The sequence below is a fragment of the Flavobacterium sp. B114r genome, from assembly GCF_056824125.1.
The window spans coordinates 318,726-334,389 of the sequence record NZ_CP124858.1 but is presented as its reverse complement, the minus strand read 5'-3'; the positions used below and the strand labels follow the sequence as shown (position 1 = coordinate 334,389).

Annotated in this window: 16 protein-coding genes; 6 read left to right on the top strand and 10 right to left on the bottom strand. The window is 34.7% G+C overall.

The annotated features are described in order from the left end of the window. Positions 1 to 73 precede the first annotated feature (73 nt). Complete coding sequence (locus tag QLQ94_RS01580; protein WP_482498956.1) at positions 74 to 1,210, bottom strand: lipoprotein N-acyltransferase Lnb domain-containing protein; 1,137 nt, start codon at positions 1,208 to 1,210, stop codon at positions 74 to 76. A 395-nt stretch (positions 1,211 to 1,605) separates the two neighbouring features. On the opposite strand from QLQ94_RS01580, the gene QLQ94_RS01575 reads away from it, so the two are divergent. Together QLQ94_RS01575 and QLQ94_RS01570 are read left to right on the top strand one after the other, a co-directional pair. Further along, positions 1,606 to 2,322, top strand: coding sequence for a CDP-alcohol phosphatidyltransferase family protein (locus tag QLQ94_RS01575; RefSeq protein ID WP_131426091.1), 717 nt, complete (start codon positions 1,606 to 1,608; stop codon positions 2,320 to 2,322). Positions 2,323 to 2,332: 10 nt separating this feature from the next. After that, a complete protein-coding gene (locus QLQ94_RS01570) occupies positions 2,333 to 3,190 on the top strand; it encodes a glycoside hydrolase family 25 protein (protein ID WP_393053172.1) in 858 nt (285 codons plus the stop codon). 61 nt (positions 3,191 to 3,251) lie between these two features. Here QLQ94_RS01570 and QLQ94_RS01565 read toward each other — a convergent pair whose 3' ends face one another. From QLQ94_RS01565 to QLQ94_RS01545, 5 genes are all read right to left on the bottom strand, one after another. Beyond that, positions 3,252 to 3,473, bottom strand: coding sequence for a DUF5808 domain-containing protein (locus QLQ94_RS01565; protein ID WP_072960800.1), 222 nt, complete (start codon positions 3,471 to 3,473; stop codon positions 3,252 to 3,254). 72 nt (positions 3,474 to 3,545) lie between these two features. Then, entirely contained in the window at positions 3,546 to 4,286 is a 741-nt protein-coding gene (lptB, locus tag QLQ94_RS01560) for an LPS export ABC transporter ATP-binding protein (protein ID WP_056255108.1), read from the bottom strand. Positions 4,287 to 4,373: 87 nt separating this feature from the next. Next, complete coding sequence (locus tag QLQ94_RS01555; RefSeq protein ID WP_072960803.1) at positions 4,374 to 4,727, bottom strand: carboxymuconolactone decarboxylase family protein; 354 nt, start codon at positions 4,725 to 4,727, stop codon at positions 4,374 to 4,376. Beyond that, positions 4,720 to 5,535 carry a twin-arginine translocase subunit TatC gene (gene tatC / locus QLQ94_RS01550; protein WP_072960806.1) on the bottom strand — a complete coding sequence of 272 codons (816 nt, stop codon included), beginning with the start codon at positions 5,533 to 5,535 and terminating at the stop codon, positions 4,720 to 4,722. Before tatC ends, QLQ94_RS01555 begins: the two co-directional genes overlap by 8 nt. Continuing rightward, positions 5,535 to 6,500, bottom strand: a complete 966-nt coding sequence (locus QLQ94_RS01545; RefSeq protein ID WP_072960929.1) for a KpsF/GutQ family sugar-phosphate isomerase — start codon at positions 6,498 to 6,500, stop codon at positions 5,535 to 5,537. The genes tatC and QLQ94_RS01545 overlap by 1 nt, the downstream gene beginning before the upstream one ends. Before the next feature lie 86 nt (positions 6,501 to 6,586). Here QLQ94_RS01545 and recQ point away from each other — a divergent pair, with 86 nt between their 5' ends. Further along, positions 6,587 to 8,782 (top strand): DNA helicase RecQ, encoded by a 2,196-nt coding sequence (recQ, locus tag QLQ94_RS01540; RefSeq protein ID WP_482498952.1) that lies wholly within the window; start codon positions 6,587 to 6,589, stop codon positions 8,780 to 8,782. Between the two features lie 101 nt (positions 8,783 to 8,883). Here the strand turns inward: recQ and QLQ94_RS01535 are convergent, their stop codons facing one another. After that, positions 8,884 to 9,123: a hypothetical protein gene (locus QLQ94_RS01535; protein ID WP_482498950.1), complete on the bottom strand. Its 240-nt coding sequence runs from the start codon at positions 9,121 to 9,123 to the stop codon at positions 8,884 to 8,886. A 287-nt stretch (positions 9,124 to 9,410) separates the two neighbouring features. Here QLQ94_RS01535 and QLQ94_RS01530 point away from each other — a divergent pair, with 287 nt between their 5' ends. From QLQ94_RS01530 to QLQ94_RS01520, 3 genes are all read left to right on the top strand, one after another. Then, positions 9,411 to 10,970, top strand: coding sequence for an NAD(P)/FAD-dependent oxidoreductase (locus tag QLQ94_RS01530; protein WP_482498948.1), 1,560 nt, complete (start codon positions 9,411 to 9,413; stop codon positions 10,968 to 10,970). A 74-nt stretch (positions 10,971 to 11,044) separates the two neighbouring features. After that, positions 11,045 to 11,743 (top strand): SMI1/KNR4 family protein, encoded by a 699-nt coding sequence (locus tag QLQ94_RS01525; protein ID WP_271334666.1) that lies wholly within the window; start codon positions 11,045 to 11,047, stop codon positions 11,741 to 11,743. Between the two features lie 21 nt (positions 11,744 to 11,764). After that, positions 11,765 to 12,856 carry a DUF6630 family protein gene (locus tag QLQ94_RS01520; RefSeq protein WP_482498946.1) on the top strand — a complete coding sequence of 364 codons (1,092 nt, stop codon included), beginning with the start codon at positions 11,765 to 11,767 and terminating at the stop codon, positions 12,854 to 12,856. A gap of 378 nt (positions 12,857 to 13,234) precedes the next feature. Here the strand turns inward: QLQ94_RS01520 and QLQ94_RS01515 are convergent, their stop codons facing one another. The 3 genes from QLQ94_RS01515 to msrB form a co-directional block, all read right to left on the bottom strand. Continuing rightward, positions 13,235 to 14,194 carry a quinone oxidoreductase family protein gene (locus tag QLQ94_RS01515; RefSeq protein ID WP_482498944.1) on the bottom strand — a complete coding sequence of 320 codons (960 nt, stop codon included), beginning with the start codon at positions 14,192 to 14,194 and terminating at the stop codon, positions 13,235 to 13,237. A 228-nt stretch (positions 14,195 to 14,422) separates the two neighbouring features. Next, positions 14,423 to 15,040 (bottom strand): peptide-methionine (S)-S-oxide reductase MsrA, encoded by a 618-nt coding sequence (gene msrA / locus QLQ94_RS01510; RefSeq protein ID WP_482498942.1) that lies wholly within the window; start codon positions 15,038 to 15,040, stop codon positions 14,423 to 14,425. A gap of 7 nt (positions 15,041 to 15,047) precedes the next feature. Continuing rightward, on the bottom strand, positions 15,048 to 15,602 hold the full coding sequence (gene msrB / locus QLQ94_RS01505) for a peptide-methionine (R)-S-oxide reductase MsrB (RefSeq protein ID WP_482498940.1): 555 nt from the start codon (positions 15,600 to 15,602) through the stop codon (positions 15,048 to 15,050). Positions 15,603 to 15,664 lie beyond the last annotated feature (62 nt).

The window sequence follows — 15,664 nt, the reverse complement described above, 5'->3', positions numbered from 1 at the left end:
TGTTTCTATGTGTTAAAACGATTACACCAATTGGTGATTTTTAAAAGTTTATTCTGCCAAAGCCATAAGCGGTTTAGATAATTATCGGAATACGTTTTTTATTTCGAATCGCCACTCTTACCAGAACAAATCCACTGGTAATGATCATTGGTAAAACAATCAGAAAATGTGCTTTGTTGATCAGGAAAATGGTGTAAAAGATTAAGAATAACAGATGTAAAACGGCAAAGCGATACGTCCATCTTTTGTTTTTTATAAGAGAGAAGAAAATCAAAATCAACAATAATGGACTAAATAAAAGCACATTATAATTCATTGCCAGTTCCTGGTGAAGGGAATAAAATCCAACTGCAACAAACAAGATTCCGATAAAAGATAAAATCAAAAGATAGATTTTGTCTACTATTTTGTTGTGCGCCAGAACTACAAAACCTAATATGATGAGGTAAGTATAAACGTTGTTCCACCATGATCTAGGAGTTTCTTTTTCGAAACTTAATAAGGTTTTACTCTTAGCAGCCAAAGGGTGGTTTTGATAAGTAGTTTTCTCTAAGCTATTTTTTAATTCAAACGGCAGGAAAATCTTAGTGCCGGGCTGATCTACTTTTGTTCCAAAAATAATACTTGTCCCCAACTGATCGTAAAAATGGCCATTGAAATAAGGAAATAAAATCGAACGGTATGTTTGGTCTGTATCGCCTTTTTTGGTGATGACTTCCCCGTCTAGTGATTTATTGATAATATCTGCCACCATTGAAGTACAGTTTTTATCAATAAATTTATAAGTATAATAGCGGTTTTCAGGAGCTAAAGTAGCATTTAAATTGTCAAAAAGTTTTTGTTTTAGATCTTTGGAAATAAGAAGTTCCTGTTCGAAAACGCTTCTTTTTTCAGTGGTATAATCATTTATAAAATCAGAGAACGAACGCACACTTACAAAATATTGTAAATCTCCTTTTGCAAATTTGGCAACAAAATTGGGTGTCCTAAAATCAAAATTCCCATAATTGTAAACGATATCAATATTGTTTCCGGGATCTGCAACGCGTACAGCAGTATGACCAAAATACGAATAGGTTTCATTGCCTAATCCGCATGTAATTACGCTTATTTTTGCCTCTTTCGATAAAGGCAAGCTTTGGCTAAAACCAATAAAACCTAGTAATAATAGTAAACTAAAAACTGTTTTTTTGAAAATGACATTTTTCATGATTTAAAATTTTAAGAAGTTTATGGTTTTGTAATTTTTATCTAAAGATAACTAAATATATTTTCGGAACTTTTTGTCCGTATTGTGATATACAATTTGAAAAATAATAAAAATGCAAAAACGTACTTCGGTGGTTATTTTTTAGCAAACCCGAGTGTGTTTTAATTTTTACCAAAAATATAATATTTTGGTCATCAAACTTCTTCCTTTTAATAAATATTCTGAAAGTCGAAATTTAAAACCAAAAACTCCTTACTGTAAAATAGTTTTGTCAAAATCACACAATCTTTCTGATGAATTCATTTTGATTTTACTTTGATTATTTTAGAGAATAGTATGAATTGTTCATATAATTATGCGAAATTTGTCGTTGCAAAAAAATAAAACTATAGACCATGAATATTAAAAAGCACATTCCTAATTTAATCACATTAATCAATTTGTTTTGTGGTTGTATCGCTGTTGTTTTTGTTTCACAAGCTGATTATTTAATGGCTTTTTACATGGTTTGCTTAGGAATCTTTTTTGATTTTTTTGATGGTTTCTTTGCCAGATTGTTTAAAGTTTCCAGCCCGCTTGGTTTGCAATTGGATTCTTTGGCAGATATGGTAACCAGTGGTGTTGTACCGGGTTATATTATGTATACTATGTTTTTGAAAAGTGCCAATCCTAATGATCTGATGGCATCTTCTATTATTCCTTTTTTAGGATTTATTGTAACCTTGGGTTCTTGCTATCGACTGGCCAATTTTAATATTGACACGCGTCAGACAGATTCTTTTATTGGACTGCCAACGCCGGCAAATGCTTTGTTTATTCTGAGCCTTCCTTTGGTTTTACAATTTTCAGATTCTTTAGTGATTTTCGAAATTTTGAGCAATCATTGGGTTTTATTGGGTATAACAGTATGTAGCGCTTATATCTTAAATGCTGAAATTCCTTTATTTGCTTTAAAAATCAAGAAATTTACGGTAAAAGATAATGTCCTTCAGATTGTGTTTTTACTGGTTTCATTATTATTGTTAATTACGCTTCAATATATTGCAATTCCGTTAATTATCATTTTTTACGTGTTGTTATCAGTTGTGAATAATATATTTTTGAAAAAGTAGTCTTATTTTAATGGCAAGAAAAACGACAAGACGAACTCCATATTCCCGAAAAGCGAAACCTCAGAAATCGATTTTAGCAAGAGTAATTCGTTTCATTATTTATTCTTTTTTTGTATTACTGTTCTTTGCTGCGGTGTATCATTATCGTGATGGACTGGCGTATTATTTGGGTTTTAAATCGAACAAAGTTTTAGATGAAGATGCGGTTGATAAACATCTTTCAGACGTTCGTAATATCCGGGTTCTCGAAAATCATAAAGGAAAAGTAATAGGCATTGACGTATCTGAATTTCAGGGAAAAGTGCAATGGGATGAAGTGGAAGTCCTGGATGAAAAATATCCTGTAAAATTTGTATTTATCCGTGCGACTGCAGGAAATGACAGAGTGGACAGACAATTTAAAAAAAATTGGGAAGGAGCAAAAGAACACAAAATCATTCGTGGAGCCTACCATTATTACCGGCCAAACGAAAATTCTATCGAGCAGGCCAATCTTTTTATTAAAACAGTAAAATTGCATAAAGGCGATTTACCTCCGGTTTTAGATATTGAAAGATTGCCTAAGAACCAACCTTTGGATAGTTTGAAAAAAGGCCTCAAACGCTGGTTAAATAAAGTTGAAGCGCATTATCAGGTGCGTCCTATAATTTATTCCGGAGAGCGTTATTATAGTGATTTTCTGAAAGAAGAGTTTGGGGAATACTTGTTTTGGATTGCCAATTACAATTTCTATAGGGAAAAGATCGAAGACGATTGGCTTTTTTGGCAATTTACAGAAAAAGCATCATTGCCGGGAATCAAACATCGTGTAGATGTGAATATTTACAACGGTGATCTGCAGCAGTTGCAGTTTATAACAGTGGATTAATTTACTATTCAGTCTCAGTTTACAGTTTTTGCTGAGACCGTAACTGAGACTGAAAACTTTTTTATTTAAGCTGTGTAAGCGTATATAGGAAAAAAAGAAATGCAATTGTAATGAGGATCGCTTTCTGATTTGCAAAATTAATAGTGAAACCGGCCCATTTTAATTTCTTAGGAACAAACATTCTTTTGTCTTGTTTGTTGTGATAAAACATTCCCAAATGCCAGTTGTTTGGGTCATTATGCCAATTATTGTAATCTTGTTGAGTTGGTTTTTGTGGTATCATTTTTTTGTAATTTTCAGTCACTATTTTCAATTTCAGAAAACTGTAAACTAAAAACTGCGACTGTATACTGATTTAGAATTCAAGTTTCTTTTTACGAAGTTCAAAGTTTTGACCAAGATAGACACGGCGCACCATTTCATCTTCAACTAATTCTTCCGGAATTCCGGCTTTCAAAATTCCTCCTTCAAACATTAAGTAGGTTTTGTCGGTAATTGCTAAGGTTTCCTGAACGTTGTGATCCGTAATTAAGATTCCGATATTTTTATTTTTCAATTGTGCCACAATTCTCTGAATGTCCTCAACTGCAACAGGGTCAACTCCTGCAAAAGGCTCATCTAATAAAATAAATTTAGGATCTGTTGCCAAAGCACGTGCAATTTCAGTACGGCGACGCTCTCCGCCTGAAAGTAAATCACCCCTGTTAGTGCGAATATGTTCTAAGCTGAACTCTTCAATTAAACTTTCCATTTTTGCAATTTGCTCTTCTTTAGAAAGTTTTGTCAATTGCAAAACACTAAGGATATTATCTTCGATACTTAGTTTTCTAAAAACAGAAGCTTCCTGAGCTAAATAGCCAATTCCCTGTTGCGCACGTTTGTACATCGGATAATCGGTGATATCCAGATCGTCCAGATAGATATTTCCTGAATTTGGTTTTACCAATCCTACGATCATGTAGAAAGAAGTTGTTTTTCCGGCACCATTGGGTCCCAAAAGTCCAACAATTTCTCCTTGATTAACCTCTACGGAAATTCCTTTTACGACGCTGCGGCCTTTGTAGGTTTTGATTAAATTATCGGCTCTTAATTTCATTTTTTTAGTTTAATCGTTTAAACGTTTGAATCGTTTATTCGCCACAAATTAACGAATAAACGATTCAACAAATAAACCTATTAACAATTATTTAGTTTCAGCTTCCTCAAGAGCTTCCCAGAATTCGTAAGCTCTGCGTAAATGAGGTACCACAATAGTTCCTCCAACCAGAGTTGCGATTCCCATTGCTTCCATCATTTCTTCTTTCGTAACACCTTCTTTATGGCTGGTTTCCAAGTGATATTTTACACAATCATCACAACGTAAAACTGCAGATGCAACTAATCCTAAAAGCTCTTTTGTTTTTACGTCAAGAGCTCCGGGAGCGTAAGCATTCGTGTCAAGATTAAAAATTCGCTTTACAATTTTGTTGTTGTCAGCCAGTAATTTTTCGTTCATTTTAGAACGATAATCGTTAAATTCTTGTATGATATCAGACATTTTCTTTCAGTTTATTTTTATAGACAATCCTTGAAATCAGGATACTCACTTCGTAGATAATCAACATTGGTATTGCTACGATAGTTTGACTAACTACATCCGGAGGAGTTACAATAGCGGCAACAATTAATATAATTACTACAGCATATTTCCAGTATTTTCTTAAGAAATCAGGAGTAACTAATCCTAATTTGGTTAAGAAATAAATAATAATTGGTAATTCAAAAAACAATCCACTCGCGAGAATACTTGTTTTTACCATTCCCATATAAGAATCAAGTGTAAATTGATTTTTTACCACATCACTTACAGAGAAAGTGGCAACGAAATTGACAGACATCGGAATCACGACATAATAGCCAAATAACACTCCTAAAAAGAAAAGCAGGGAAGAAGTGAATATAAATAATTTGGCATTTTTTCTTTCTTTCTCGTATAAAGCGGGGCTGATAAATTTCCAAAGTTCCCATAAAATGTAAGGGAAACTAAGGATGAAACCGGCTAAAAGGCACATCCAGACAAAAATGTTTACCTGTCCTTCCATTTCTGTATTCTGAATGATAAAATTCAGTTCAGTAATACAGATACTGTCAGCGAAACCCAGTGCATGAGATAAATCACAAAACCATACATAAGTAAAAAATGTTGGTCGGATTGGGCCTAAAATAATCTGATCGAATAAATAATCACTGATAAAATAAGTAAAAAATGCCATGATGCATATTGCAATGGTGCTTCTCACTAATAACCATCTTAATTCTTCAAGATGGTCTAAAAACGACATCTCGCCAAGGTTCTTTTTTGCCATTATACGATTCCTTCTTTTAAAATGTCATGTAAATGTAATACTCCTTTGTACTCACCATTATCTGCAACAATCAGTTGCGTAATCGAAAAATCTTCTAAAATATTTAAGGCGTCAACCGCCATAGTTTCTGAGGATACTGATTTAGGATTTCTTGACATAATATCTTTTGCAGTTAAGTCAGCAATAGTATCTACGTCATTTAGCATTCTTCGGATGTCTCCGTCAGTAATAATTCCGATAATTTTATCATTTTCGATAACAGCTGTTACACCTAATCGTTTTTCAGAGATCTCAAAAATAACTTTTTTAACTGAGGTATCCGGCGTTACCATTGGTTTTAACGAATGTTCAATCATATCTTTTACACGAAGCAATAATTTTTTGCCTAAAGCTCCGCCCGGATGATAAACAGCAAAATCTTCCGGTTTAAAATCACGCATTTCCATCAAACAAACTGCCAGCGCGTCGCCCATTACAAGTTGTGCCGTGGTGCTGTTTGTTGGTGCTAAATTTATTGGGCAGGCTTCCATTTCAACGGTTGTATTCAACACGTAGTCAGAGCCTTTTGCCAGAAATGAAGTTGTGTTTCCTGTTATTGCGATTAAGGTGTTTCCGAAGCGTTTTAATAACGGAACCAAAACTTTTATTTCGGGACTGTTGCCACTTTTTGAAATGCAGATAATGATATCTTCGTTTTGTATCATTCCTAAATCACCATGAATGGCTTCTGACGCATGCAGGAACATAGATGGCGTTCCGGTAGAGTTAAAAGTGGCTACCATTTTTTGAGCAATTATCGCGCTTTTTCCGATTCCGGTAACGATCAGACGACCTTTAGTTTCGTAAATACGCTGGACAGCTTCGTAAAAATTTTCGTCCAAAAAATCAATTAACTTTGTAATTGCTTCACTTTCAGAGAGTATGGTTTTCTTGGCAATCGCCAATATATTTTCTTTTGTGATCAAAACTGGATATTTTAAATTTGTATGTATAAAAGAAAGTTGTATCTTTATGTGTTGCAAATTTATACAAAATACCCTTAATATAAAGAATGAATTCAAACGAAATTGAAATACACAAGGAATTAAAGAAGTATTTCGGCTTTAGCCAATTTAAGGGCTTGCAGGAGCAAGTCATTACAAGTATTTTAAGTCAAAAGAATACTTTTGTAATTATGCCTACTGGTGGAGGAAAGTCTCTTTGTTATCAATTACCCGCTTTAATCCAGGACGGAACAGCTATCGTTGTCTCGCCTTTGATTGCTTTGATGAAAAATCAGGTTGATGCTATTAGAAGTCTTTCTTCAGAAAACGGAATTGCGCATGTGCTAAATTCCTCCCTTACTAAAACAGAAATTGCGCAGGTAAAAAAAGACATTACTTCTGGTTTGACCAAGCTTTTGTATGTGGCGCCGGAATCTCTGACTAAGGAAGAGTATGTGGCTTTTTTGCAAAGTGTGCCTATTTCGTTTGTGGCTATCGATGAAGCACATTGTATTTCAGAATGGGGTCATGATTTCAGGCCGGAATACAGAAACCTGAAAAATATTATCAAACAATTAGGGCAGGTGCCTATTATTGGGCTTACTGCAACTGCAACCCCAAAAGTTCAGGAAGATATTCTTAAAAACCTGGATATGTCTGATGCCAATACTTTCAAAGCATCATTCAACAGACCCAACTTATACTACGAAGTTCGTACAAAAACTAAAAATATAGAATCGGATATTATTCGGTTTATCAAACAGCATAAAGGGAAATCCGGAATTATTTACTGCTTAAGCCGTAAAAAAGTAGAGGCGATTGCCGAAGTTTTACAAGTGAACGGAATCAGTGCCGTTCCTTACCATGCAGGTTTAGATGCTAAAACCCGAGCCAAACATCAGGATATGTTTTTGATGGAAGACGTAGATGTGGTTGTGGCAACAATCGCTTTCGGTATGGGAATTGACAAACCCGATGTTCGTTTTGTAATTCATCATGATATTCCAAAATCGCTCGAAAGTTATTATCAGGAAACCGGTCGCGCGGGACGTGATGGAGGAGAAGGACATTGTCTGGCATATTACTCTTATAAAGATGTAGAAAAGCTGGAGAAATTTATGTCCGGAAAACCAGTTGCGGAACAAGAAATAGGTTTTGCTTTATTGCAGGAAGTTGTTGCTTATGCTGAAACCTCAATGTCGCGCAGGAAATTCTTATTGCATTATTTTGGAGAAGAATTTGATAGCGAAACCGGTGAAGGTGCAGATATGGATGACAACGTTCGTAATCCTAAAACTAAAGTTGAGGCGAAAGATCAGGCGGTTAAATTGCTTGAAATTGTTCGCGATACCAAGCATATTTACAAATCAAAAGAAATTGTCTTTACTTTAATAGGTAGAGTTAATGCCGTAATTAAAGCGCATAAAACAGATACACAATCCTTTTTTGGATCAGGTTCAGATCATGATGAGAAATATTGGATGGCATTATTGAGACAAGTTCTTGTTGCGGGTTATCTCTCTAAAGATATTGAGACTTATGGTGTGGTGAAAATCACTAAAGAAGGTTTGGACTTTATCAAAAAACCAGTTTCATTTATGATGTCTGAAGATCATGAATACAATGAATCCGAAGATGAAGCAATCGTAACAGCATCAAAATCATCAGGAACTGCTGATGAAGTTTTAATGGGAATGTTGCGTGAATTACGTAAAAAAGTCGCCAAAAAATTAGGAGTTCCTCCTTTTGTTGTTTTTCAGGATCCTTCTCTTGAAGATATGGCTTTAAAATATCCAATTACTTTAACCGAGCTATATAATATTCATGGTGTTGGAGAAGGAAAAGCCAAGAAATACGGTAATGAGTTTATTACTTTGATAAACCGTTATGTCGAGGATAATGATATTACTCGTCCTGATGATCTGGTGGTGAAATCTACCGGAGTTAATTCAGTAAATAAATTATACATCATCCAGAATATAGACAGAAAATTACCATTAAGTGATATTGCATCTGCAAAAGGACTTTCGATGGATGCTTTAATAAAAGAGATGGAGCAAATTGTCTACGCCGGAACAAAACTGAATATCAAATATTGGGTCGATGATATGCTTGATGAAGATCAGCAGGAAGAAATTCATGATTATTTCATGGAATCAGAATCGGATAAAATCGAAGACGCCCTTAAAGAATTTGATGGCGATTATGATATTGATGAATTGCGTTTGATGCGTATTAAATTTATCAGTGAAGTAGCGAATTAAAAAAGTTTACAGTCTCAGTTTTTAGTTTTTAGTTTTTGCTGAGAATGAAAACTGAGACTGAAATAAAAATAGTTTTACTGAGACTGAAAACTGCGACTGACTTACTCTTCAAATATTTCCCCTCGATGCGGTTTCAAAGCATCTCTTACCGGAATCATATTTTCATCGGTTACAACCATAAATGCTGTGGCGTGCATGTCGTTTATGATTTTAAATCCTGTAATATTTAAAGGAAGCTTTTCTATGGCGATATATTCTTTTAAATGAATTTCATGATGCTCAGCTGTTTTTGCCGAAGCCGGACCACGAAAATCCCAAATCAATTTTATTTTTCTAGACATTTTTTTAAGGTACAAAGGTTGAGAGTACAAAGGTACAAAGTCTTTCTTAACAGGATTAATAACTTATTGTAGAATTAAGCGCAATTTTTTTTTTTAAGGTGGTGTTTAAGACACGAATTTCGCAAAGCTAGATCAACATAAAGCTTTACGAACTTTGTGTTTTTATAAAACCATACCTTTAAAAAATCTTTGCGCACTTTGCGGTTAATTATATAAAGTCAGTTCAAAATACTATTTTTGTATATTCTTTTCATAAATAGAAAAGCTAATTGAATAAATAAAACAAAATGCCAAGAGAACTTTTACTTCAGGTAACTCCGGAAATAGCTGCAAACGAATTGTTGCTAAAAGACTATTTGTCTAAACAAATAAAAGTTTCTCCTAAGGAAATTCAACATATCACTATTTTAAAACGATCAATTGATGCGCGCCAAAAAGCGATAAAAATCAATCTGAAAGTAATCATTTATCTGCAAGGCGAACCCTTTCAGGAAACTAAAATAGAGCTACCTATATATAAGGACGTTTCTTCGGCTCAGGAAGTAATTGTTGTTGGGGCTGGTCCGGCCGGACTTTTTGCTGCTTTGCAATTAATAGAATTAGGTTTAAAACCAATCGTTATCGAACGTGGGAAAGATGTTCGTGGGCGTAGACGTGACCTAAAAGCAATAAATGTAGATCATCTGGTTAACGAAGATTCTAATTATTGTTTTGGTGAAGGCGGAGCAGGAACTTATTCAGATGGTAAATTATATACGCGTTCTAAAAAACGTGGAGATGTAACCAGAATCCTGGAACTTTTAGTTGCTTTTGGAGCTTCTGAAGATATTTTGGTAGAAGCGCATCCACATATCGGGACTAATAAATTGCCAAAAATCATAGAAGATATTCGAAATAAAATAATCGAATTTGGAGGTCAGGTTTTATTTGACACCCGAGTGACGGATATCTTAGTTAAAAATAACGAAGTTGAGGGAATTGTAACTCAAAACGGAGATAAGATTTTGTCTAATAAACTGATCTTGGCAACCGGACATTCGGCGCGAGATATTTTTGAATTATTAGATAAGAAGAAAATTTTTATCGAAGCCAAACCTTTTGCTTTGGGAGTTCGCGCAGAACACTCACAGGAATTAATCGATGGTATTCAATACAGTTGTGATTACCGCGGAGAACATTTACCACCCGCACCATATTCTATCGTAAAACAAGTAAACGGTCGCGGAATGTATTCGTTCTGTATGTGTCCAGGCGGTGTAATTGCACCTTGCGCGACAAGTCCTGGAGAAGTAGTGACAAACGGCTGGTCGCCATCGAAGCGTGATCAGGTTACGGCAAATTCAGGAATTGTAATCGAGTTGAAATTAGAAGATTTTAAACCTTTTGAAAAATTTGGTGCTTTGGCCGGAATGGAATTCCAAAAAAGTATCGAACAAAAAGCGTGGCATTTGGCTGGAGAGACTCAAAAAGTTCCTGCACAACGAATGATCGATTTTACCCAAAACAAAGTTTCGGCAGATATTCCTAAAACATCTTACGTTCCGGGAACGACTTCGGTAGAAATGGGACAGGTTTTTCCTGGGTTTTTATCACAGATTCTGCGTGAAGGATTTAAGGAATTCGGAAAATCTATGCGTGGTTATTTGACTAATGAAGCAATTTTGCATGCACCGGAAAGCAGAACTTCATCACCGGTTCGTATTCCCAGAGATCCAATAACTTATGAGCATTTGCAAATAAAAGGATTGTATCCGTGTGGAGAAGGAGCAGGGTATGCTGGCGGAATTATATCTGCGGCAATAGATGGTGAAAAATGTGCGCTAATGATTGCAGAAACTTTGAAATAGTTAGCCTTTTTTTGTGGTAAAAATAATACTATATTTGATATTCAGGTTATAGTATTATTCCACAATTTTTAAAAATGACACTACAAGACATAGAAATAAAATACGGATTTCAATTTCCACATTTATACAAACAATTAGATGTTGACGGGATGCTTAATATTGGAGAATACGGACCTAAATGGTATGCCGAAGTTTATCCAACATTAAAAGAAAATCCGCCTTTGCTTTTGCACTCTTATGATTTTGAATTATTGAATTTGAAATCTGTAGACGAAGAAATAGGAGATTTGTCTGATCCTGAAGATTATCGGAACATTGATAAACAATTTAAATTTATTGCTTTTGCAAAAAGTGGTGCAGCAGATCATTATTGTTTTTTCCTGAATGAAGAAAATGATGGTGAATATCCTATCGTTTATCTTTGGCATGATTCAAATGAGGCGGATTATCTGGCAGGAAACCTGCAGGATTTTATTTTTAAAATGTTATTGACAGATATGTCTAATCAGGATATTTATAATGAAATCAGTGATGAAGAATTTAGAAGTGATATAGCATCAGTATTTAAGTCTCACAAAAAGTATTTAACGAGCCAACAAATCAATATTCTTGAAGATATTTTAACTCGTGAAATCATAGATTACGAAATTGTACTTCCCAGAATGAAAGAGCCTGCAAGGGGTTTATTGACAGATCTTGAACTCAAATCGCTGTTAGATAAAAACATTCCTTTTGAAAAAATGGATCAAAGTTTTAAATATTCTAATTTTTAGAATCAAATAATATACGGTTAAATGAAAGACTTTTTTTTGAATTTGTTTGGCAGAAATAATGACCCAAAATCGATTGTTTCTTTTGATGTTATAGATAAAGTTTATTCTCAGTTGTATAATGAGAAAAATAGTTTTGAGTTTAAAATGAAAGGAGTTCATGATACGATTTCTGTAAGTCTGTATTCTTTTCCAAGTTCTTTTGATCATGACGAAGGAAGAGCTGAGATAAAGAAAAGCGGTTTTAAAAATGCTTACGAAGTTTTAAACGAAATCTATAAAAGGATTAATATAGGGCCTGTTTCAGAGGAGCAAATGCTTCAGGAATTAGAGTACGACTATATTCATATTCAATTTTATACAGAGCCAACTCCCGAAACGAAAAAATACCTGAAGCACGTTTTGCATAATTTTGTTATCTTTTTTTGTTGTACCAATAGTTTAGAAACTAATGATTTTAAGATGTTATACAACAATAGTTATTTCCTTGATTATACTAGAGGAATACTGGATACAGAATCTATAGATATAAACGAACCAAAAAATGATATTCAGAAAATAGGTTTCAAAGAGTTTGAAAGGATTTTACAGGGAATTTGTCAATATCTAAATATCGAATTACCAGAAAGTATTGAGCTTCCTTCGCAGGAAAATTTATTACCTGAAGAGGTTGAGGTTACGCAGGGGACTTTTGAAGAATTTATAAAATTAGTTTCAAGAGGCGATGTCGACGAAAAATTGGTTCAAAAGCAATCTAAGAAACTTTTGAAGAATTTTAAAAAAGGTCATACAGAATATCATGAGATAGTGCAAGAACAATGGGATTTCTTCGAAAGTATCGATGCCTGGAACAGCGACTGGAAATTTGATCCTGAAGATGCTGAATATTTTATCTCAGAAATGATAGGCGAAGATCTTAATTTCGATTATCCGGAAGAAACCTATAGTCATGATTTGTTTCCTTACATTCAGTCAGCTTTAGAGAAACGAGGTTTTGAATTAATGAGTTACGATACTCATGGAGATAACTATTTGTTTTTTGTGGCCAATAAAAAGGATGTTCCCAGAATTTTGGAATTATCTGAATTGACTAAAATTGAGGTTGATCAATTGTAGAATTGGATTGAATTTTGCCGCAAAGGTCGCAATCCCGATGGCTATCTGGATACGCAAAGTATGCGTATTTCGTTTGCTCTGAGATTGCAAAGGGATTATAGGGAAGGTACGCAGATAAAATGGATTCGCTTCGCGAAAACGCGGATAAAAACAGATTTTATATTATTTTTTACTCAATCTTGCCATTTCGACGAAGGAGACCCAAGCGATAGCGAACAGGCGAAGCAAATCACACTCGTAAATCGACAAAGATTGGCGATTTTGATTGTGGAGCTTCTAATGTGATTTCTCCTTCGTCGAAATGATAAGATCCAGTTGAGACTGAAAACTGAGACTGGTACTGAAAACTGTTTAAATGTTTCAGGTTTGATTTATTATTTACGGAATCAAAATAATTTTCCCCGTACTTTTTCGGCTTTCCAGATAATCGTGCGCTAGTTTTCCTTCGGATAGTTTAAAAGAAGTTGGTTCAGAAAGCTTGATTTTTTCTTCGATGATCCAGGTAAATAATTGATTGGCTCTTTTGATTCTTTCTTCTTTAGAATTTAAGTAACTCCACAAATCTCCACCGGTTAAGGTTTTTGAAGTGTCCATTAGCATTCTCGGGTCTACAGGTTCAGGATCTCCGCCTGCCATTCCGAAGAAAACAACCTGTCCGCATTCTTTAGTGACTTCAAAACTATCCATTAACGTGCTTCCGATACTATCGTAAACCACATCAACACCATTTGGAATCACTTTAAAAACATCTGATTTCCAATCTTCATTATATAAAAAAACATGATCGGCTCCTTGTTCGATGGCGACTTTTGCTTTGTCTGGAGATGAGGTTAAGCCAATGACATTTGCGCCTAATGATTTGCTGATTTGAGTCAGGAATTGCCCCAATCCGCCGGCAACAGCATGAATTAATACCGTTTCGCCTTTTGTGGTTTTGTGACTGTCGGTTGCTAAATAATGAGCTGTTAAACCCTGCAATAAGATAGAGGCAGCAGTTTGGAAAGTAATGGCTTGCGGTAAAGGAAGTACATGATTTATGTTTACCGCAACCAGTTCTGCGTTCGCAAAAGGAACATCGGCAAAAGCCACACGATCTCCAATTTTATATTCGGGATGATTGTTAGTGTCGACTATGATTCCTGCACCTTCATAACCTGCAATAAAAGGTGGGTTTCCTTTAAGGTGATAGTTTCCTTTTCGTCTGTAAACATCGGCAAAATTTAAACCAATGGCTTTCATTTCTACCAGAATTTCATCGCTTTTTAATTCAGGATTTGGAATTTCGATATATTCTAAAACATCAGAATTTCCGAAAGAAGAAAAGGTAAGTGCTTTCATTTTGAATTGTTTTGATAATGCAAAGTAAGGTAAAATTCTTTCGTGATATAAAAAGGTATTATTATAAAAAATGGCTTGCTACGAATTTCGCTAATTCTCACTAATTTTTTTTCTTACTGATCTTTAATTTTAATTTGTTTAAATTGGTGTAATTCGTGGCAAAAAAAAACACAAAAAAACCGTTCATTTTCATGAACGGCAACTATTATTAACCAATATAAAAGTCTATTATTTCTTTTTTAGCTTGTCTTTGAATACTTTCTCAAACTTCTCGATTTTTGGCTGAATGACCATTTTGCAATACGGTTGGTTTTTATTGTTTGCATAATAATTCTGATGGTAATCTTCGGCTTTATAAAATGCTTTAAAAGGTTCTACTTTTGTTACAATCGGGCTGTTGTATACTTTTGCTTTATTCAATTCAGCAATAATACTTTCTGCGGCATTTTTTTGTTCTGCATTTTTATAAAAAATTACAGAACGATATTGAGTTCCTACATCTGCACCTTGTCGGTTTAGCGTTGTAGGATCGTGAACAGTAAAGAAAATTTTAAATATTTCATTAATATCGGTCACATTTTTATCAAAAGTTATCTGGACTACTTCGGCATGACCGGTTGTGCCTGTGCAAACTTCTTCATAAGTTGGGTTGGCGACTTTTCCTCCGGAGAAACCGGAAACTACAGATTTTACTCCCTCGAGATTTTCGTACACTGCTTCAACGCACCAGTAACAGCCTCCGCCAAGGGTGATAGTTTCTAAATTTGAGGTGGTTTTTGTTTTATTGCTTTGTGCAAATCCGTTTAGGTATAGTGCCAAAATACAAATAAGGGCTATATTTTTCATCTTAATTTTATTTATTGTCAGGAACAAAGTCAAGTGCAATCGAATTCATGCAATATCGTTTTCCGGTTGGCGCGGGTCCGTCATCGAATAAATGACCTAAATGTCCGCCGCAACGACCGCATAATGCTTCGAGTCTTTCCATTCCAAGAGAGTTATCTTTTTTATAAACTACGCTGTTTTTGTTTTCTTGCTCAAAAAAACTTGGCCATCCACAGCTGCTCGAAAATTTGGCACCGGAACGAAAAAGTAAGTTTCCGCATGAAGCACAGTAATAAGTGCCTTTTTCATCCGTATTCCAGTATTTGCCTGTAAAAGGCCTTTCTGTATCTGCATTTCGCATTACGTCATAAACATCTTCCGGGAGTACTTTTTTCCATTCATCATTACTCACATTGAGTTTTGTTGTATCTGTATTAGAGTAATAAGGATTTCCGGGTTTAGTGATTTTGTTTTCCATAACTACTGTTTTTGTATTTTGTTTTTTTGCGTTTTGTCCGCATGCCTGTAAAATAAAGAGCGGAATTAAAAAGCAAAGGCTGATAATTTGGGTTTTTGTTTTCATTATTTCTATGTGCTTTAATTCTGTTTTTCAAAGATACGACTACATTTCGCCCTGAAATGTCG

Coding starts and splice junctions, on each gene's coding strand:
- QLQ94_RS01580 (WP_482498956.1), bottom strand. CDS start 1,210: ATGAAAAATGTCATTTTCAAAAAAACAGTTTTTAGTTTACTATTATTA.
- QLQ94_RS01575 (WP_131426091.1), top strand. CDS start 1,606: ATGAATATTAAAAAGCACATTCCTAATTTAATCACATTAATCAATTTG.
- QLQ94_RS01570 (WP_393053172.1), top strand. CDS start 2,333: ATGGCAAGAAAAACGACAAGACGAACTCCATATTCCCGAAAAGCGAAA.
- QLQ94_RS01565 (WP_072960800.1), bottom strand. CDS start 3,473: ATGATACCACAAAAACCAACTCAACAAGATTACAATAATTGGCATAAT.
- lptB (WP_056255108.1), bottom strand. CDS start 4,286: ATGAAATTAAGAGCCGATAATTTAATCAAAACCTACAAAGGCCGCAGC.
- QLQ94_RS01555 (WP_072960803.1), bottom strand. CDS start 4,727: ATGTCTGATATCATACAAGAATTTAACGATTATCGTTCTAAAATGAAC.
- tatC (WP_072960806.1), bottom strand. CDS start 5,535: ATGGCAAAAAAGAACCTTGGCGAGATGTCGTTTTTAGACCATCTTGAA.
- recQ (WP_482498952.1), top strand. CDS start 6,587: ATGAATTCAAACGAAATTGAAATACACAAGGAATTAAAGAAGTATTTC.
- QLQ94_RS01535 (WP_482498950.1), bottom strand. CDS start 9,123: ATGTCTAGAAAAATAAAATTGATTTGGGATTTTCGTGGTCCGGCTTCG.
- QLQ94_RS01530 (WP_482498948.1), top strand. CDS start 9,411: ATGCCAAGAGAACTTTTACTTCAGGTAACTCCGGAAATAGCTGCAAAC.
- QLQ94_RS01525 (WP_271334666.1), top strand. CDS start 11,045: ATGACACTACAAGACATAGAAATAAAATACGGATTTCAATTTCCACAT.
- QLQ94_RS01520 (WP_482498946.1), top strand. CDS start 11,765: ATGAAAGACTTTTTTTTGAATTTGTTTGGCAGAAATAATGACCCAAAA.
- QLQ94_RS01515 (WP_482498944.1), bottom strand. CDS start 14,194: ATGAAAGCACTTACCTTTTCTTCTTTCGGAAATTCTGATGTTTTAGAA.
- msrA (WP_482498942.1), bottom strand. CDS start 15,040: ATGAAAAATATAGCCCTTATTTGTATTTTGGCACTATACCTAAACGGA.
- msrB (WP_482498940.1), bottom strand. CDS start 15,602: ATGAAAACAAAAACCCAAATTATCAGCCTTTGCTTTTTAATTCCGCTC.